This is a genomic window from Marinobacter algicola DG893 (genome assembly GCF_000170835.1).
Lineage (GTDB): Bacteria > Pseudomonadota > Gammaproteobacteria > Pseudomonadales > Oleiphilaceae > Marinobacter > Marinobacter algicola.
The window spans coordinates 1-18,867 of record NZ_ABCP01000032.1 but is presented as its reverse complement, the minus strand read 5'-3'; the positions used below and the strand labels follow the sequence as shown (position 1 = coordinate 18,867).

Below are 18,867 nucleotides of genomic sequence, written 5' to 3'. Positions count from 1 at the left end.
ATGCGTGACTTCGCGGCAGAGCTGGAAGAGCGAAAACAGGCGGGGCTTTACCGCACCCGCCGCCAGATCAGCGGTCCCCAACAGCCCGCATTGGTTTCCGATGGCGTGCCGCTGTTGTCGTTCTGCAGCAACGATTACCTGGGGCTGGCAAATCACCCCGAGATCATTCGGGCCGCCACCGACGCCATGCCTAGCACCGGTTTTGGCGGCGCCGCTTCACACCTGATTTGTGGTCACCACGATGCCCATCACCAACTGGAACTGCGGCTAGCGGATTTTACCCGACGCAGTTCGGCACTGTTCTTCTCAACCGGCTATATGGCCAATATGGGCGTGATCTCGGCGCTGGCGGGTCGCGGCGATACCATCTTCTCGGATCGCCTGAACCATGCCTCCATCGTCGATGGCTGTATCCTCAGCCGCGCCAGGCTGCGTCGTTATCGCCATAGTGATATGAATGCCCTGGCCGACATGCTTGCCGCTACCGATGGCCACAAGTTAGTGGTGACAGACGGCGTATTCAGCATGGACGGGGATATCGCGCCATTGAGGAAGTTGGCGGCATTGTGTCGGGCGCACGATGCCCTTTTGGTGGTGGATGACGCCCATGGGCTGGGCGTATTGGGGCCTCAGGGGCGTGGCAGTCTTATGGAGTTGGGGCTGTCTGAAGAGGACGTGCCCATACTGATCGGCACCCTGGGCAAGGCGGTGGGCACCAGTGGCGCTTTTGTGGCCGGCCCGCAGCTGTTGATGGATTACCTGGTACAGAAAGCCCGCACCTACATCTACACCACCGCCATGCCTCCGGCCATTGCACTGGCCACCTGTGCCAGCCTTGACCTGATCGAACGGGAAGACAGCCGTCGCAGTCACCTGCAGATGCTGGTTTCAGAGTTCCGTCAGGAAGCGTCGGCATTGGGCTATGAGTTGATGCCATCGCGCACACCAATACAGCCAATCATGGTGGGCGACAACTGGGCGGCCCTCGCATTGAGTCGGGCCCTGGAAGAGAGAGGGCTGATGGTTACCGCGATCAGGCCACCGACTGTGCCGGAAGGCCAGGCTCGTTTGCGGGTCACCTTCAGCGCCGCGCATTCGTCGCAAGACCTGGCAACGTTGCTGTCCGCGTTGGCGGACTGCCGTTCACTGCTGAGCAAGCCCTCTGCAGAGGTGGTATGAACGCTGTGGAATCACGAATCCCGCTGGTGGTTGTGGGTGGTTGGGGTGTCGATGCCGCCATGCTGCTCCCGTTGTTTGATCGCTGGCCAGGGGAGATTCATCTCATATCACTGAACGATGCCCTGATGTCCCGATGCGATTCGGTCACTGAGGTGGCGGATTATCTGCTGGAGCGTTATCCGTGCCCGTCAGTTTGGGCGGGTTGGTCCCAGGGGGCACAGGTGGTTATGGCGGCTGCCTCGCGCAGTTTTGCTCAGGTCAGCAAGGCAATCACTTTGGCCGGGTTCCCCCGCTTTGTAGCCGGGCCGCAGTGGCCTGCCGGAATGGCAGTGGATAGCTTTGAAGCATTCCGGGGACAGGTGTCTCAAAACGCCGGTCTTGCCTGGCGGCGCTTTCAGCAACTTTTGATTCACGGCTGCCCCGATGGCTCACAAGCCCGGCAGGAATTGCGCCCGTGGCTCGCAAGAGGGCCTTCAGTCAGCGACTTGAACCTGGCTCGGGGGCTGGAATGGTTGGGTAGCGAAGATCAGCGGTCTCTGTGGAGTGCTCTAGCTGTGCCGACACTTCATCTCCAGGCGAGCGAGGATGTGGTCGTTCAGTGCTGGGAGCACACGTTTGATCCGTCTCAAGTCGCCAAGGTCGTTACGGTCCCCGGTATGACGCATTGGCCTCGGGGGCAGTCGCTTTCGCGTTGCCAAGACGAAATCCTTCGGTTTGTTTTCGGCAAGGAGGTTCAATGGACCCTGTAACAACCAGTGCCCACGACTGGGTGCCTCCGAAATCCACGATTGCTCGCGATTTCGGCTCAGCTTCCCACACCTACAATCCCGCTGCCCGGCTGCAGCGCTATATGGGTCAAGTCCTGCTGGACCAGTTGAAAGAAGGGCTTCATCAGGCCCCGTGCGCGGATGGACTCCAGATACTCGATCTGGGTAGCGGCACCGGGTGGTTTACGGGGCAGTTGGCGTCGATTCCTGGGAGCCAGGTGACAGGCGTTGATATTGCTGCAGGCATGCTTCGTTACGCCCGATCGGTTAACCCGACCGGCATTCGGTGGATCGAGGCTGATGCCGAGGCGTTGCCGTTGCCGGATAACAGTGTGGACGTGGTCTTCAGCAATTTGATGATTCAGTGGTGCCGTGACCCGGCCGGTGTGCTTGCCGAATGCCGTCGGGTTCTACGCCCAGGCGGTCGGCTACTGGTATCGACATTGCTGGAGGGTACCCTCGACGAACTTCGGGAAGCCTGGTACAGGGCAGACCCTGGGCATCAGCACGTGAATCGTTTTGAACCGGAAGCGCGTTTTCGGGAACTGGCACTCGAAACGCTCCCGGCCCCGCAACTGACGATCGAGACGATTTCACTGGATTATCCCTCACCGCTGGCCCTGCTGGCGGAGCTCAAGGCTATCGGCGCCGGGTACAAAGGCGTATCGCGGCGTCAAAGCGCAACTGCGCCTGGCCGTTTGCGGGCCATGTGCCGTTATTACCCTCGAGACGGGGAAGGCCGAATACAGGCATCTTACACATCGGCATGGCTGGGTTGCCGTCTGCCGGACTGACATGGGGATTCATTGATCTATGGCCAGAAAGAGTTACTTTGTGACGGGGACCGACACAGGCGTGGGAAAAACACTGGTGTCTGCTGCGATTCTTGAGGCGGCCGCAACCCTGGGGAAGAAAACGCTTGCGATGAAACCGGTGGCGTCTGGTTGCGACGACACACCGGAAGGTCTGCGCAATGAAGATGCGTTGATACTGATGGAATCGATGTCGGAACCGTTGCCTTACGATCAGGTGAACCCGGTAGCCTTGCTGCCCGCCATCGCGCCCCATGTGGCAGCTGCCCAGGCGGGGCGGCACCTCACGGCGGAACGTTTGGTTGGATTCTGCCGCGGGCTGCAGATGCGTCCCGCGGATTTGCTGTTGGTGGAGGGCGCAGGCGGCTGGCGGGTGCCGCTCAATGACCGTGAAACCTACGCCGCCATGCCCGTCGCTCTGGGCATGCCTGTCATTATGGTGGTACCCCTGAAGCTGGGCTGTATCAACCATGCATTGTTAACCGCTGAAGCTATCCGCCGTGATGGCCTGTCTATAGCAGGTTGGGTGGCCAACCGGCCGGACCCAACGGCCATGACCTGTGAGCAGGAAACCCTTGATTATCTGATTCAGAACCTGCCCGCACCATGCCTGGGCGTGTTGCCATGGCAGGAGCGTGCCAATCCGCGGGAGCTGGCTAAAGCATTGGATCTTTCCATTTTGTTTGAAAATTGACCAAGTTTATGGCTTACTGGTGTCAATATATGGTCATTGGGCTGCGCGGTTATGATCAGCAATACATTAGGCATTGGTATTCAGGGTATCCAGGACGGCATGCAAGGCATGGAAAATGCCGCCCGCAGGATTGCCCGCGGTGGTGTTGATGGCCCCCAGGGCACGGCAGAAGGTGTCGGTGGCCTCGTGGAACCAATCATTGATCTAAAACTCTATGAGCGCAGCGTTGAAGCCTCGGCCCAGGTAGTGAAAACCGCCGACGAAACCCTGGGAACGCTTCTGGATATTACGGCCTGAACCCTCTCAGGGCGATCCAGGCCCTCATGATGTGACAACTTGTCTGCTGACATGATGATTTCGGGCTCCCTTCCGTCAATGACTTCTGTCTTTCCCTCGCCTTCCGGTGGCGCGGGTGCCGCCCTCCAGCCGTCTTCGGACGTACCTCCTTCATCTCGAACTTCTCCTGAAACCTCTGGAACCGACCGTGTTGCCGACGGCAATGCTGCGGAGGATCCTACCCGCCCGGAAGGTTCCAGTGTTGAGAAGGTTCAGGGACTGGATGAGGCGGAGCTGAAACAACTTACGGAACTGAAAGCCAGGGATCGTGAGGTTCGCGCCCACGAGGCGGCCCACCAAGCGGTTGGTGGCCAATACGCCGGTTCCATTTCCTATGTCTATGAGCGAGGCCCCGACGGTGCTCAGTACGCTGTCGGTGGCGAGGTCTCGATCAGCACCTCGCCCGTGCGGGGAGATCCCCAGGCGACAATCGATAAGATGCGTGTGGTCAGGGCTGCTGCGTTGGCACCAGCAGAGCCTTCCTCGCAGGACCGCGCGGTGGCGGCAGAGGCCATGCAATTGATGTTGCAAGCACAAGCTGAGCTCTCCTCAGAATTGGGTCGCACTGACGAGCCCGGGCAATCTGGAGTGTCCGAGGATGAGGCGGGTGACGAAACCAGTGCAAACCAGTCGCGGCAAGCAACGAATGCCTATCAGGTCATCTCCGGCGTCGGGAGCAACGATGTAAGCGCCAACCCCTCTGTCTCCTTCCGGGCAACCGCCTGAAAACAAGCTGCTTTTTGTTCTCAATCCTCCCCGTTTGCCGAAATCATCGGTAAACATTCGCGACAAAACACAACACAAATTTTGATTGCGCCTATTGACAATTCTGTGCCTCTAAACGTATGTTTCAAACAAGTGTTTTATTGGCGTTCAGCATCCCTTGCTGAGCGTATGAGTAAATCCCGAGGCTGAGTGCTGTGACCGTGTCGCAGCTGAGACCGAAAACCTGAGGTGGATTCCATGCCTGACTACAAAGCGCCCCTGCGTGACATTAAATTCGTAATGAACGAGCTGCTGGACAGCGAGCAGCACTACGCCAATCTGGAAGGCGCCGAAGATGCAACTCCGGATATGGTCGATGCCATCATCGGGGAAGGTGCCAAGTTCTGTGAGCAGGTTCTGTCTCCACTGAACCAGGTGGGCGATAAAGAAGGCTGTACCTGGAGCGAAGATGGCGTGAAAACGCCAACCGGCTTCAAAGAGGCCTATCAGCAGTACGTGGAAGGCGGCTGGCCGTCCATGACGGCTGATCCCAATTATGGCGGCCAGGGCCTGCCGCACTCCCTTGGCCTGGTGATGAGCGAGATGGTCGGTACCGCCAACTGGTCCTGGGGCATGTATCCCGGCCTGAGTCATGGTGCGACCAACACCATTGAAGCCCACGGCACCGAAGAGCAGAAGCAAACTTACCTCACCAAGCTGATCAGCGGTGAGTGGACCGGCACCATGTGCCTGACCGAGCCTCACTGTGGTTCCGACCTGGGCACGCTGCGTTCAAAGGCCGAGCCAAACGCAGACGGCACCTACAGCATCACCGGTACCAAGATCTTCATTTCCGCCGGTGAGCATGACATGGCCGAAAACATCGTGCACATCGTGCTGGCCAGGCTGCCAGGCGCTCCCGAAGGTACCAAGGGCATTTCACTGTTTATCGTGCCCAAGCAATTGCCTAATGACGACGGCTCTTCCGGTGAGCGCAATGCCGTTTCCTGTGGCTCCATCGAACATAAGATGGGTATTCACGGCAACGCCACTTGCGTGATGAATTTCGACGGCGCCAAAGGCTGGCTGATCGGGCCTGAGAACCGGGGGCTGAACTGCATGTTCACCTTCATGAACACGGCACGTATCGGTACGGCCATCCAGGGTCTGGGTGCTGCGGAGCTGGGCTTCCAGGGCTCTCTGGCCTACGCCAAAGACCGTCTGGCCATGCGTTCGCTGAGCGGGCCGAAGAACCCCGAAGGTATCGCTGACCCGATCATCGTTCACCCGGATGTCCGTCGCATGCTGCTGAGCCAGAAAGCGGTTGCAGAAGGCGCCCGTGCTCTGATTTACCTGACTGCGCAGCAGGCTGATATCGTTCACAGCGGTAAGACTGAGGAAGATCGTAAAGCGGCCGATGAGGCCCTGGGTTTCCTCACCCCGATCGCCAAGGCGTTCCTGACCGAAATCGGTTACGAAGCGGCCAACCTGGGTATGCAGGTCTTCGGTGGCCACGGGTTTATCTCCGAGTGGGGTATGGAGCAGAACGTGCGTGATGCCCGTATCGGCATGATCTACGAAGGCACCACCGGTATTCAGGCGCTGGATCTTCTGGGTCGTAAAGTACTGATGACCCAAGGTGAGTCCCTGAAAGGCTTCACCAAGCAGGTTCACGTGTTCTGTAAGGAAAACGCCGACAACGAGCAGTTGAAAGAATTCGTTGAGCCGTTGGCCGCCATGAACAAGGAGTGGGGCGAACTGACCACCAAGGTCGGCATGTCCGCCATGAAGAACCGCGAAGAAGTTGGCGCGGCCTCCGTGGACTACCTGATGTACTCCGGTTACGCTGTTTTCGCGTATCTTTGGGCCCGTATGGCCAAGGTGGCGCTGGACAAAATGGTGGAAGGCACCTCTGAGGAAATGTTCTATAACGCCAAGGTCCAGACAGCGCGCTTCTACTTCAAGCGCATGTTGCCGCGGGCCAGGGGGCATGCGGAAAGCATGCTGGCGGGCTCGGACAGCCTGATGGACATGCCGGAAGAAGCCTTCGCCCTCTAAGGCGGGTTTCAGGAAACTCAAAAAGCCCGCTCTCCCAGGAGGCGGGCTTTTTTGATGACAGGGCCGCCGGTGCTCCATGAGTTGGGGGCGCTGATAGGGTAGAATAGGCCACCATAAAAAATAACCTGTGCGGACACATAGCCGAGGAAGTGATCAGGACCGAAGGTCCAACGTTGTTCATTTCGCAGACTGACTGAATTGTGGAGAGTTTTGAGATGGCTGATTATCAGGCACCTTTACGTGACATGCGCTTTGTCCTGAATGAAGTATTTGATGCGCCGGCTCTTTGGGCGTCTCTGCCCAAAGTGGCAGAGAACGTTGACCCGGACACTGCCGACGCCATTCTGGAAGAGGCCGGTAAGATTACCAGTGGTGTGCTGGCTCCTCTGAACCGCGAGGGTGATGAGCAAGGTTGCAAGTGGAATGATGGTGAGGTGTCCACACCCGAGGGGTTTCGCGAGGCCTATCAGACCATCGTTGAGGGTGGCTGGAACGGCCTGGGCGGCAATCCGGAGTTTGGTGGTATGGGCATGCCAAAAACTCTGGTGGCCCAGTTTGAGGAAATGATGCAGGCTGCCAACATGGCTTTTGGCCTCGCCCCGATGCTGACAGCGGGCGCCTGCCTGGCCCTGGACGCCCATGGCAGTCAGGAGCTCAAGGAAAAATACCTGCCCAATATGTACGCGGGTACCTGGTCAGGCGCGATGGACCTGACAGAACCTCATGCAGGCACGGATCTGGGGATTATCCGCACCAAGGCCGAACCGAATGGCGATGGCTCCTTCAGTGTAACGGGCACCAAGATTTTCATTACCTGGGGCGAGCACGACATGGCGGAGAACATCATCCACCTGGTGCTGGCGAAGCTGCCGGATGCTCCCAAGGGGCCCAAGGGGATTTCCCTGTTTTTGGTGCCCAAGTTTGACGTAAACGAAGACGGTTCCCTTGGCGAGCGCAACAGCCTGAGCTGTGGTTCCCTCGAGAAGAAGATGGGCATCAAGGGGTCCGCTACTTGCGTAATGAACTTCGACGGCGCCAAGGGCTGGCTGGTTGGCGAAGAGAATAAGGGGCTGGCGGCCATGTTCACAATGATGAACTATGAGCGCCTGGGCGTCGGCATTCAGGGCATTGGCGCTGCTGAAGCCTCACTGCAGAGCGCTCGTGAATACGCCCTTGAGCGCATCCAGAGCCGAGCGCCCACGGGTGCCCAGCAGCCGGAGAAAGCTGCTGACCCGATTCTGGTCCACCCTGATGTGCGCCGCATGCTGCTGACCATGAAAGGTTATGTGGAAGGAGGGCGTGCTTTCTCCACTTACGTCGCTCAGTGGCTCGATATCGCCAAATATTCCGACGATGACGAGCGCCGCAAGCATGCCGAAGGTATGGTGGCGCTGCTGACACCGGTGGCGAAGGCTTTCCTGACTGATCGCGGTCTGGATGCCTGCATCATGGGGCAGCAGGTTTTCGGTGGCCACGGTTTTATCCGGGAATGGGGCCAGGAACAACTGGTTCGCGACTGTCGCATAACCCAGATCTACGAAGGCACGAACGGTATCCAGGCGCTGGACCTGATGGGCCGGAAAGTGGTTGGCAGCCAAGGCAAGCTTTATGAGCTATTTGCCGAGGACGTGGCTACCTTCATCGAGGAAAACAGCAGCGACGAGAACTTGCGCCCCTACCTGGAACCATTGGCGGCAGCATTTGAGCGCCTGTCGGATGTGACCGAGCATGTGATCAAGCAAGCTGGTGACAATCCGGATGCTGTTGGCGCGGCTTCCGTGGACTACCTCGACCTGTTTGGCTTGACGGCCCTCGGCTATATGTGGGCCAAGATGGTTAAAGTGGCGGCACCGAAGGCTGATAGCGACACCTCCGGCTTCTACACTGGCAAGGTGAAGAGCGCACGCTTCTACTTCGATCGATTGCTGCCGAAAACCGTCGCACTGGCGGAAGGCATTCGCAGCGGTAGCGACTCGATGATGGCGCTGACGGCTGAGGAGTTCTGAACCGTCGGCAGTCAGCAAAAAGGCAGGCCCGCGGGCCTGCCTTTTTTATGCTGCGCTATGTACTCGCTTACAGATTTTCTATCCGGCCTGGATCAAGAACAAAAGGATTTTCGTTACCCTGGATGTCGGCCACCTGGCGATGGCGGACAAGCTCCCGGTCATCCGGTGGGTCAATCTGGTTCCAGCTCTTGAACACCCGGGAAGCACCTGCCCAGGGCAGGTCGTAGGTGTCCACCATATAGGCCACCGTGCGGGCGATATCGCCTTTTACCCTTTGCGGGGGCTCGAAAAACTGCGCGCTCTCGCGAATTCCGCACTCGTCCGGGCTGCTTGTGTCGCCCAACTCTTCGTAAATCGCGTTTCTCCGGGACATTTCAATGCGACTGCGCACGGGAACCATGTTATGAAGATCTGATGCGATCTGCCGGTACCTGTCATCATCGTCGCATTGGCTGCTGGTTCCGCACCCAAGCGCGTTGCGAACTTCCGCCAGAGGGTATACATAGCCTTCCGTAAGGACAAAGCCTTTGCGCTCGAAGGGTGTGCCGCAGAAGAAGGAAGTGCCGCCCTGGGCATACAGGTTGCCCCAGAACTCATTGTTCACAACGGTGTCCGGATCACTGAAGCGGGTGTTCTGGCTGATAACGAGAGACGGGACAAGCAAGGCCGCCAATGCGACCAAAACAACGTTTTTAGTTTTCATGAGCCATTTATACCTCTCAGCGCGTGATAGCGCCTTTGCTGATCGGGCCAGGATGGGAAGTGGACAGATTCGGCCGGTCAGAAAAATGACGGTTTATTCATTTATAATTGAGAAGTATGACACAGAGGCTCTGCCGGGAGAGAGCCTCTGTGTGGCTATTTGTGGCATTATGTTAACTGGTTAACACTTCACTTCTTTCGGTTACGTAGATTCTGATAACCCGTTCTCAAATCTTCTCCCAGCTTATGAGCGGTCTGGCGAGCCTCTTTTGATGCATCTTCAGCATCGTGAAGGATGTGGTCGAGTTTGCTGCGAAACCGTTCCCAGTCCTTCTCCAGATCGTCCCACTCGTCTTTCACGTCTTCATGGGCCAGATGCATCTGAACCCGCGCTTCGTCACGGTACTGTTTAATCTTTTCGGACAGTTTTTTCAGTTCGTCCTGGAAGCTCATATCATGCACCTCCTTTAGCCGTTAACAACTATACGATGCTACCGAATATTGAAAGCTGTCAAGCTGGATGACGGCCATTTCTCTACGTCAGGCGGGCCTTGCGAGCAAGGTGATCAGGTCATGCAGATAATGCCAGGGGGAGAGCGTATCAAAGCCTTTGGCGGCCCTGTCAGTGGTGCTGCATAATTCCAGTGCGGTATTGAGCTGGTGGCGGTTCAGGCGTCTTGCTGCCTGTTCAACGGCCCTTGCGCGCTGGGGCTGGAACACGCCGCGCTTTTTGAGGAAGCCAGCGGTATTTTCCCGTTTGGCAGCAGCGATATTCAGTTCCATGGTGAGGTTCAGGTCCCGTGTGAGTACCGCTAGCAATCCCAGCGGGTTCTCGCCTTCCTGCTGCAGTACTCCAACGATTTTGCGAGCGTGGGCCGCCCGGCCGGCGAGGAGTTCCGTCACCAGCTCAAAACCATTGAAGCGGGAGCTGTCCTGGACAGCCTGTTCGACGGTGTCTTCATCGATGGTGGCACCGGTGCCCAACAACGCCAGGCGATCCAGTTCCTGGCTTGCCGCCAGGAGGTTACCCTCGAGGCGTTCCGCCAGGATGTCCAGTGCGCCGCGGGTAAGGCTGAGGCCGTGATTGCGAGCCCGCTGCTGCAGCCAACCCGGGAATTTATCAGTATCAATGGGCCATACCGGTACGTGTACGCCTTTGTCCTGCAATTCCTTGTACCACTTCCGGCGGGTTTCGGCGGCGTCCAGCCGTGCACTGATCAGTAGCAACACAATATCGTCGGGAGGGTTCTGCAGCACGCTTTCGAGAACGGCGCGGCCATCACCCAGTTTGCCGGTAGGCAGGTGTATTTCGATACGGCGCTTCTCGGCAAACAGCGACAGCGCACCAAACTCTTCGCCCACGCGGTTCCAGTCCAGCTGCTGGTCGGCGTGGAAGGTTACCCGGTCCTGATAACCCGCTTCTCGCGCAATCTTCCGGATCTGGTCGCAGCATTCCTGAACCAGCAGGGGCTCATCGCCTGACACCAGGTAGACAGGTGACAGGCCTTTCTGAAGAAGCTGGGGTAGCTGGTGGGCCTGGGTCTTCATGGTTGGCCGCTGTCTTGATCGCGGGTCTGTTCCGCTTCCTGTTTCAGCCGGTCTATGCGATCCCGGTCAAGGGGCGCCAGGCGAAAGATAATTTGCTGGGCCAGTCGGTCATAGAGTTGCTCCTGGAGGGCTTCCTCTTCCCGTTGCTTGGCCAATACATTGGATTCGTCGTAGCGATAGGTTTCGCTGCTATTCAAGTCGGTTGGGGCAATCAGAGGAACCTTGTCGGAGGTCAAAACCTCAATATCGACCGTTTGCCGCAACGTATACTCGGCAGCCGCGGCGCGCACGGTGATGGCGCTGGCACGACGTTCCCGGCGGAAATTGCTGATGTTGAGCACATAATCGGCTTTTTCGGAGGGCTGAAGGTCGATGTTGCCCAGAGACAGCTGTTCCTTCACCGAGCCACACAGTTGTTCTGGCACATCGCCGGAGCAATCAACAGCCAGCGGCTGCAATGCGGATGATACCGGCGGGGCGCCCCGTAGCTGAAACCCGCATCCTGACACCAGAAGTGACAGGGCGAGGCCAGCCGGAAGTACCTTGGGGAGGCTCGCCAGGAGGTTCATATCAGTTTGCCACCACATTCACCAGTTTACCGGGCACAACGATGACCTTTCTTACTGTCTTGCCCTCGGTGAAACGAACAACGTTCTCGTTCTCGAGGGCCAGGGCTTCCAGTGCACTCTTTTCGATGTTTGCTGGAACGTCGGCCTTTGCCCTGACCTTGCCGTTTACCTGCAGAACAACCTGAATCTCGCTGCGGACCATGGCGTCCTTGTCTGCCTCGGGCCAGGACGCGTCTACCACAGGCTCTTCGTGCCCCAGTGCGTGCCACAACTGATGACAGATGTGGGGGACGATGGGAGACAGGACAAGTACCGCGGTATCCAGTGCTTCCTGGCGAACCGCCAGGCTCTGGGGCTCATCGTCTGTCAGTTTGCTGACATCGTTGAGCAGTTCCATTACCGCCGCGATGGAGGTGTTGAACGTCAACCGTCTGCTGACGTCATCGCTCACCTTGGCAATGGTTTCATGGGTCTTGCGACGAAGGTTGCGCTGGCCTTCACCGAGGTCGGTGGTATCCAGAGCAGGAACCGTTCCGCTTTCAGTGTGTTCGCTGACCATGCGCCACAGGCGTTTGAGGAAACGATGGGCACCCTCAACACCGCTGTCGGACCATTCCAGGGATTGCTCAGGAGGCGCCGCAAACATCATGAACAGGCGCACGGTATCGGCGCCGTGTTCATCGATAATGGCCTGGGGATCAATCCCGTTGTTCTTGGACTTGGACATTTTGGTCACGCCACCGGCAACAACCGGCTTGCCGTCGTCTTTATGAACGGCACGAGTTACCTGGCCCTTATCGTCCTTCTCGGTGACCACATCTGCCGGCGAGATCCAGATCTTGCCGCCGTTGTCGTCCTCGCGGTAGTAGGTTTCCGCGAGCACCATGCCCTGACACAGCAGGCGGTTGAAGGGTTCGGAACTGTTGACCAGCCCCACATCCCGCAGCAGTTTATGGAAGAAGCGCGCATAAAGCAGGTGCAGAATGGCGTGCTCGATGCCGCCGATATATTGATCCACCGGCAGCCAGTAGTTGGCGGCAGCCGGGTCCAGCATGCCCTTGTCGTAGTTGGGGCTGCAGAAGCGGGCGTAGTACCAGGACGACTCCATAAAGGTGTCGAAGGTGTCCGTTTCCAGTGTTGCAGGCTGGCCTTCGTAACTGGTTTTGGCCCACTCCGGGTCAGCCTTGATGGGTGACTGAACGCCGTCCATCTCCACGTCTTCGGGCAGTGTGATCGGCAACTGATCGTCTGGCACCGGACGTTCCGTGCCGTCTTCCAGTGTCATCATCGGAATCGGTGCGCCCCAATAGCGCTGGCGTGACACGCCCCAGTCACGCAGGCGGTAATTGACCGTGCGCTTGCCGATGCCGTTCTCTTCCAGGTAGTTGGCGATGGCATCGAAGGCTTCTTCGCTGGTCATGCCGTTGTATTTTCCAGAGGATACCAGAACGCCTTTTTCGGTGAAGGCGCGCTCCTGAACGTCGATTTCGCGGCTGTCCGTGGCAGCGATAACCTGTTTGATAGGCAGGCGATACTTGAGCGCGAACTCGTGGTCACGATCGTCATGGCCGGGCACGGCCATAAGTGCGCCGGTGCCATACTCCATCAGCACGAAGTTGGCGACGTAAACAGGAATTTCTTCCTGCGTCAGTGGATGAATGGCCTTGTAACCGGTATCGATGCCTTTCTTTTCCATGGTTGCCATGTCGGCTTCGGCAACCTTGCTGTTGCGGCACTGCTCGACAAATTCAGCAACTTCGCGATAGCGCTCGGAAGCGGCCTTGGCAATGGGGTGTTCGGCGGCCACGGCCATGTATGTCACGCCCATGAGTGTGTCCGGGCGGGTGGTGTAGACGTCCAGTGCGTCCTCGCGGCCTTTGAGGGGAAAGGTCAGCTCGGTGCCCACCGATTTGCCAATCCAGTTCCGCTGCATGGTCTTGACCTGTTCGGGCCAGTCTTCCAACTCGTCCAGGTCATTCAGCAATTCTTCGGCATAGTCGGTAATGCGGATAAACCATTGGGGAATCTTTTTCTGTTCGACCAACGCGCCGGAGCGCCAGCCACGGCCATCAACCACCTGTTCATTGGCCAGCACCGTCTGGTCAATGGGGTCCCAGTTGACGGTGGACATCTTCTTGTACACCAGGCCTTTTTCGTAAAGGCGGGCGAAGAACCATTGCTCCCAGCGATAGTAGTCCGGTTTACAGGTGGCCAGCTCGCGGTTCCAGTCGTAACCGAAGCCCAATTGCTTGAGCTGGTTTTTCATGTAGGCAATATTGGCGTGGGTCCACTTTGCGGGCGCAGTCTTGTTGGCGATGGCGGCGTTTTCAGCGGGCAGGCCGAACGCATCCCAGCCCATGGGCTGCATGACGTTCTTGCCCTGCATACGCTGGTAGCGGGAAATGACGTCGCCGATGGTGTAGTTGCGCACGTGCCCCATGTGCAGTTTGCCGCTGGGGTAGGGGAACATGGACAGGCAGTAGTATTTGGGTTTGCCCGGTTCTTCCTTCACCGTGAACGTGTTGTTCTCTTCCCAATAGGTACGGGCTTGTTGTTCAACATCGCGCGGATTGTATTGCTGGTCCATTCCTGCCATTACCAAAGTTACCCTTTATCAGACCGTATCAAAAAAGATGTGCGAAGCGGCCGGACATTCTAACGCACACAAGGCTTAACAGGTAGTCTGCCAATTTGCCGATACTGTGCCATGCTTGGGGGGAAGGCGGGCAGGTGCGGCTGACTGGGGCACGCCGTGAATACGTCCCTGTAGGCTCGTAAAAAACATGGATGTTTTTGTCAAGCGTACATGGACGTATTCACAGCGTGCCCTGATCAGCCATAGCCACTCCGACCGTACACCATGAGGGAGCAGTCATGACCGAACCAGAACGCAATCATCTCTCAGGCAGGGCCCTCGAGGCCTACGACCGCATGTTGGAGCGGGTCCAGGCCCGGCTCAGTGATATGGAGAATACCACCCGCGATACCCTGAAAGAGGAAATCGAACGGGCGGTGGAATTCGAGTATGAACTGGCAGAGATGACCCGCGAAGAAGCGGACCTGCTTGGCGCGTACCTGCAGCGTGACCTTGAACACCTGCTGCATTTCGTGGAAGAAACCGGAGAAGGCCTGAAGGAATGGTTGCAACTGGACATCTCCCTGCTGGAGCACCAGTTGGCGGATATGCTGTTCTCGGTGGCGGACAAGACCCGACTGGATACGCTCGAGCTGAACCAGAAACTGGAAAACCATGAGCCCAGCCAGTATATCAGCGGCGAAGTGGCCACCGCCGGCATGTTCAAATGCCTCAACTGCAGCCACATGCGCTGCCTGACTGCAACCAGCCATCTGGAACCCTGTGACGCCTGCGGCTCCCACTACTACGAACGCGTCACCAGCCGCTGGCCACGGAAGTCCGAATAGGGATAGGAAGACTAGGGGAGTCCAGCACAGAGCCAGAACGGCCATGGGGTGGGGGTACTTTTTCTGCCAGAAAAAGGTGTCCGAGCGCAGCGAGTTCTTTTTCCAAAGAAAAGGTACCCCCACCCCGTGGCCGGACACCAAAATGCAGGCTACTCAGTTCCGCGGAATCACCCGCTCCCGAACAAACACGATAAGAATCGCCGCCAGCGTCAACACCGGCCAGGACCCGGATTGCATGTAGGGCGTATTGCCCTCCGCCGCATAGACCTCGCCAGTCATCACCGCGCGTTCAAACTGAGGGATGGTTTCGGTGATCTGGCCTTTCTCGTCAATAATAGCGGTTACGCCATTGTTGGTGCCCCGCAGCATATAACGACCGGTTTCCAGAGCTCGCATACGGGCGATCTGTAGGTGTTGCAGCGGACCAATAGAATCGCCAAACCAGCCATCGTTACTGATGGTCAGCAGTATGTCACTGTTGCGGGCGTTGGTGGCGACAAAATCCGGATAGGCCACTTCGTAGCAGATAAACGGCATAATGTTCGTGCCACTGGCCTCAAGTGGCGACTGATTGGCTGGCCCCCGGCTGAAGCTGGACATGGGCAGGTCGAAAAAACCGATCAGGCCGCGAAGCCACTGCTGCAGCGGCACATATTCTCCGAAAGGCACCAGCTTCTGCTTGTGGTAGATGCCGCCGCCATTACCAATCGCCATGATGCTGTTGTGATAGGTAAAGTCTTCAATGCGATCACTGAAGCCATACCAGGGGATGCCGGTAATCAGTGTGCTGTTCTCTCCCAGCTCTGCATTGATATGGTCGATAATCTTGCCAGCCTGGTCCTGGGGAATTGGAATAGCGGTTTCCGGCCACAGAATCAGATCGGTATCCCAGTGGTCTTCCGTCAGTTCCAGATACGCCACGATCTGGTCCCGAAGAAAGTCCGGGTCCCATTTGATTTGCTGAGGGATGTTGCCCTGCATCGCGACAAACGTGGTTGGTTCCGAGTCCAAGGCCGTCCATTGTGCTTGCGAGACGGCCGGGCCGGTGACCCAAGGTAGCAACGCCACACCGGCGACGAGGGCAGCGCTGGCATAGCGGGTTGTCCTCGCCAGCCACCAGCAGGCAATGACGGCACCACCGGTGACAGTTACCCAGAAGGTAACACCGTAAACACCAATAAGGGGGGCAAATCCACCCAGTGGGCCATCAACGTGAGCCGTTCCCAGGTAGAGCCAGGGAAAGCCCGTGAGTAACCAGCTCCGGACCCAGTCACCGAGTATCCAGATGGCCGGAAACAGAAGCAGCCGCCTGACCGTGCTGACTTTGGCCAGTTTGCCCCAGGCCCAGAACGCCAGACCATGGAAAAGGGCAAGCCCCGCCACAAAAATAACCGTCAGGACGAAAGCCAGCGGAACAGACGTGTTGCCGTGTTCACTGATACTGATGTAGACCCAGCTTGCGCCGGTACCGAACAGCCCCAATCCGACCAGCCAGCCCGCCCGAAACAGCTTTTGCGGTGCCAGCGGCAGGCAGCAAAACAGTATCAGCGCGACTGACAACGGCCCCAGCCACCACCAGTTAAAGGGTGAAAAAGTGAGTGTTTGCAATGCACCGGCAACAAGCAGTGTCGCCGCTCGCAGCCAGGCATGTTCAGAAAGGGCGGATGTCAGCACGGAGGTTTGGGCTGTCGTGTTACTGGTCATCACCACGCGTTACCTGCAGCAGACGGATGACACGGTTATCGGCGTTGGCAATAGTAAACTGCAACCCGCCAAACTCAACCGACTCGCCCCGTCTGGGCAGATGGCCGAATTCCTTGAGCACAACGCCACCGATGGTGTCGAACTCTTCCTCGTCAAGCTCGGTTTCAAAGAATTCGTTGAAGTCGTCCACCGGCGTTACGGCCTTGACGGCGTAGGTGCCATCGCCACGGGCCTTGATGTGGGTCTCCTCGTCGAAGTCATGTTCGTCTTCGATTTCGCCCACGATCTGTTCCAGCACATCCTCAATGGTGATCAGGCCGGCAGTACCGCCGTATTCATCCACCACAATGGCCATGTGGTTGCGGGTTTCCTTGAACTCTTTTAATAGCTGGTTCAGGCGCTTGCTCTCCGGTACGAACGTGGGAGGGCGAAGAATCTCGCGGATGCGGGCCCAGTTGAGGTCGTTGTTCAGGGCCAGGGGGAGCAGATCCTTGGCGAGCAGCACGCCAATCACATCGTCCTGGCTGTCGCCAATGACCGGGAAGCGGCTGTGGGCGGATGAAATGATTTCCCCCAGGAACTCTTTCGGGTCCTGGGATGCCTTGACGGTGACCATCTGGGAGCGGGGAATCATGATTTCATCCACCCGCATGTCGATCACCTGCATGGCACCTTCGATGATGCTCATGGCATCGGTATCGATGATTTCCTGGGACTCGGCGTCCCGCAGGATTTCCAGCACGTCCTCGACGGACTCAGGCCCGCTGGAGAAGGCCTGTGATATACGCTCCAGCCAGGACTTGTTGCTGCCCTGACTGCGACTCGACTGATCGTCGTTCATGAGTCTTTTTCCGTTTCCTCTGTCTCGTAAGGATTGCTGAACCCGAGTTGCCCAAGCAACCGGATCTCGAGGGCTTCCATGACCTCGGCATCATTGTCTTCAATGTGGTCGTAGCCCTGAAGGTGCAGCATACCGTGCACCACCATATGGGCCCAGTGTTCCTTCAGTGTTTTTTGTTGCTCGGTTGCTTCTTTTTCAACAACCGGAGCACAGATGATCAGATCACCGGCCAACGGAACCGTTATACCGGCTGGCGCTTCAAATGGGAAGGACAGTACATTGGTTGGCCCTGATTTCCCGCGATACTGGCTGTTCAGGTCGGCGCTCTCATCACTGGCAACGATGCGGATCGTCACCTCGGATGGATTCTCACCCAACCACGCGGCCCGTGCCCAGCGCTCGAACTCGACGTCTTCTGGCACTCCGGGCGCTTCGACGGCCCGCTGCAAATCCACTGTCAGTTCACTCACTGGCCTGTGGCGCTCCCGTCGTCAAAGGAATCGTATGCCTCGACAATCCGCTGCACCAACGGGTGGCGGACCACATCCCGGGCCTCGAACCGTGTGAAGCCAATACCGGACACCTTGCTTAGCACTCCGGCCGCATGGATCAGGCCGGAATTCTGCCCGCGAGGGAGATCAACCTGGGTGGTGTCGCCGGTGATCACGGCGGTGGAGCCAAACCCGATCCGCGTGAGGAACATTTTCATCTGTTCGCGGGTGGTGTTCTGGCTCTCATCCAGGATGATAAACGAATTGTTGAGCGTGCGGCCGCGCATGAAGGCGAGTGGCGCGATCTCAATCACGCTTTTTTCGATCAGCCGTGTCACATGATCAAAGCCCAGCATTTCGTAGAGGGCGTCATAGAGTGGGCGAAGGTAAGGGTCTACCTTCTGGGCCAGATCACCCGGCAGGAAGCCGAGCTTTTCGCCGGCTTCCACGGCCGGCCGGACCAGCAGGATGCGCTTTACCTGTTCGTCTTTCAGTGCCTCAACCGCGCAGGCCACTGCCAGCCAGGTTTTGCCGGTACCGGCGGGACCAATGCCGAAATTCACATCGTGGGTACGAATGTTGTGTACGTATTTCTGTTGGTTCTCGCCTCGGGGCTTGGCCTGCAGTTTCGGGGTTTTGATAACGGTCACGGCGCCCTTATAAGGCACGTCATCCGGCAGCCGTTCGAATCCGGTCTCGCGGATAAACAGGTGAACCATGTCCGGCGAGATATCATCGTTGGCTTCGGTTTCCCGATACAGGTGCCGGACAACTTCAGTAGCGGCTGCCACGTGTTCAGTTTCACCTTCCACCCGGAAATGATGGCCACGACGGCCAATCTTGACGTTCATACGCCGCTCAATGTGCTTCAGGTGCTCATCGAACTGGCCGCAAAGGGTGGTTAGCCGGCGCTGGTCTACCGGGTGCAGGTCGAATTGTCTGTGATCGTTGGCGTTCAAAAGTGCTCCGTTTTGATGACTCCCCTAGTTTAGGGGGTAGGCATTTTGTGTTTGGTGCTATCGGAAGCTTGCC

18 protein-coding genes are annotated in these 18,867 nt (G+C 57.8%); 9 read left to right on the top strand and 9 right to left on the bottom strand.

Annotated features, from left to right (window positions below):
- From bioF to MDG893_RS15770, 8 genes are all read left to right on the top strand, one after another.
- Entirely contained in the window at window positions 1-1,179 is a 1,179-nt protein-coding gene (bioF, locus tag MDG893_RS15805; RefSeq protein WP_007154815.1) for an 8-amino-7-oxononanoate synthase, read from the top strand.
- Complete coding sequence (locus tag MDG893_RS15800) at window positions 1,176-1,928, top strand: alpha/beta fold hydrolase (protein ID WP_007154814.1); 753 nt, start codon at window positions 1,176-1,178, stop codon at window positions 1,926-1,928. Before bioF ends, MDG893_RS15800 begins: the two co-directional genes overlap by 4 nt.
- Window positions 1,916-2,740: a malonyl-ACP O-methyltransferase gene (locus MDG893_RS15795; protein WP_007154813.1), complete on the top strand. Its 825-nt coding sequence runs from the start codon at window positions 1,916-1,918 to the stop codon at window positions 2,738-2,740. The genes MDG893_RS15800 and MDG893_RS15795 overlap by 13 nt, the downstream gene beginning before the upstream one ends.
- A gap of 19 nt (window positions 2,741-2,759) precedes the next feature.
- Entirely contained in the window at window positions 2,760-3,452 is a 693-nt protein-coding gene (gene bioD, locus MDG893_RS15790) for a dethiobiotin synthase (protein WP_007154812.1), read from the top strand.
- A gap of 51 nt (window positions 3,453-3,503) precedes the next feature.
- The gene (locus MDG893_RS15785; protein WP_007154811.1) at window positions 3,504-3,749 is read left to right on the top strand and encodes a hypothetical protein; all 246 of its coding nucleotides are present in this window, start codon (window positions 3,504-3,506) and stop codon (window positions 3,747-3,749) included.
- Between the two features lie 78 nt (window positions 3,750-3,827).
- A complete protein-coding gene (locus tag MDG893_RS15780; RefSeq protein WP_208855212.1) occupies window positions 3,828-4,514 on the top strand; it encodes a putative metalloprotease CJM1_0395 family protein in 687 nt (228 codons plus the stop codon).
- Window positions 4,515-4,751: 237 nt separating this feature from the next.
- A complete protein-coding gene (locus MDG893_RS15775; RefSeq protein ID WP_007154809.1) occupies window positions 4,752-6,551 on the top strand; it encodes an acyl-CoA dehydrogenase C-terminal domain-containing protein in 1,800 nt (599 codons plus the stop codon).
- A gap of 215 nt (window positions 6,552-6,766) precedes the next feature.
- Window positions 6,767-8,557, top strand: coding sequence for an acyl-CoA dehydrogenase C-terminal domain-containing protein (locus MDG893_RS15770; RefSeq protein ID WP_007154808.1), 1,791 nt, complete (start codon window positions 6,767-6,769; stop codon window positions 8,555-8,557).
- A gap of 67 nt (window positions 8,558-8,624) precedes the next feature.
- Here MDG893_RS15770 and MDG893_RS15765 read toward each other — a convergent pair whose 3' ends face one another.
- The 5 genes from MDG893_RS15765 to leuS all read right to left on the bottom strand — a co-directional run bounded on the left by MDG893_RS15765 (window position 8,625) and on the right by leuS (window position 13,963).
- Window positions 8,625-9,260 carry an endonuclease gene (locus MDG893_RS15765; protein ID WP_007154807.1) on the bottom strand — a complete coding sequence of 212 codons (636 nt, stop codon included), beginning with the start codon at window positions 9,258-9,260 and terminating at the stop codon, window positions 8,625-8,627.
- 188 nt (window positions 9,261-9,448) lie between these two features.
- Entirely contained in the window at window positions 9,449-9,712 is a 264-nt protein-coding gene (locus tag MDG893_RS15760; RefSeq protein WP_007154806.1) for a hypothetical protein, read from the bottom strand.
- Window positions 9,713-9,799: 87 nt separating this feature from the next.
- Complete coding sequence (gene holA, locus MDG893_RS15755; protein ID WP_007154805.1) at window positions 9,800-10,807, bottom strand: DNA polymerase III subunit delta; 1,008 nt, start codon at window positions 10,805-10,807, stop codon at window positions 9,800-9,802.
- The gene (locus MDG893_RS15750; protein WP_007154804.1) at window positions 10,804-11,394 is read right to left on the bottom strand and encodes an LPS-assembly lipoprotein LptE; all 591 of its coding nucleotides are present in this window, start codon (window positions 11,392-11,394) and stop codon (window positions 10,804-10,806) included. The genes holA and MDG893_RS15750 overlap by 4 nt, the downstream gene beginning before the upstream one ends.
- Window positions 11,378-13,963, bottom strand: coding sequence for a leucine--tRNA ligase (gene leuS / locus MDG893_RS15745; protein WP_007154803.1), 2,586 nt, complete (start codon window positions 13,961-13,963; stop codon window positions 11,378-11,380). Before leuS ends, MDG893_RS15750 begins: the two co-directional genes overlap by 17 nt.
- 287 nt (window positions 13,964-14,250) lie before the next feature.
- On the opposite strand from leuS, the gene MDG893_RS15740 reads away from it, so the two are divergent.
- Window positions 14,251-14,799 carry a zinc ribbon-containing protein gene (locus MDG893_RS15740; protein WP_007154802.1) on the top strand — a complete coding sequence of 183 codons (549 nt, stop codon included), beginning with the start codon at window positions 14,251-14,253 and terminating at the stop codon, window positions 14,797-14,799.
- Window positions 14,800-14,952: 153 nt separating this feature from the next.
- Here the strand turns inward: MDG893_RS15740 and lnt are convergent, their stop codons facing one another.
- From lnt to MDG893_RS15720, 4 genes are read right to left on the bottom strand one after another with little or no spacing between them, the layout of a single operon-like run.
- Window positions 14,953-16,503, bottom strand: coding sequence for an apolipoprotein N-acyltransferase (lnt, locus tag MDG893_RS15735; protein ID WP_007154801.1), 1,551 nt, complete (start codon window positions 16,501-16,503; stop codon window positions 14,953-14,955).
- Window positions 16,493-17,344, bottom strand: coding sequence for an HlyC/CorC family transporter (locus MDG893_RS15730; protein ID WP_007154800.1), 852 nt, complete (start codon window positions 17,342-17,344; stop codon window positions 16,493-16,495). The genes lnt and MDG893_RS15730 overlap by 11 nt, the downstream gene beginning before the upstream one ends.
- A complete protein-coding gene (gene ybeY, locus MDG893_RS15725; protein WP_007154799.1) occupies window positions 17,341-17,814 on the bottom strand; it encodes an rRNA maturation RNase YbeY in 474 nt (157 codons plus the stop codon). The genes MDG893_RS15730 and ybeY overlap by 4 nt, the downstream gene beginning before the upstream one ends.
- Window positions 17,811-18,794 carry a PhoH family protein gene (locus MDG893_RS15720; RefSeq protein ID WP_007154798.1) on the bottom strand — a complete coding sequence of 328 codons (984 nt, stop codon included), beginning with the start codon at window positions 18,792-18,794 and terminating at the stop codon, window positions 17,811-17,813. Before MDG893_RS15720 ends, ybeY begins: the two co-directional genes overlap by 4 nt.
- Between the last annotated feature and the right edge of the window lie 73 nt (window positions 18,795-18,867).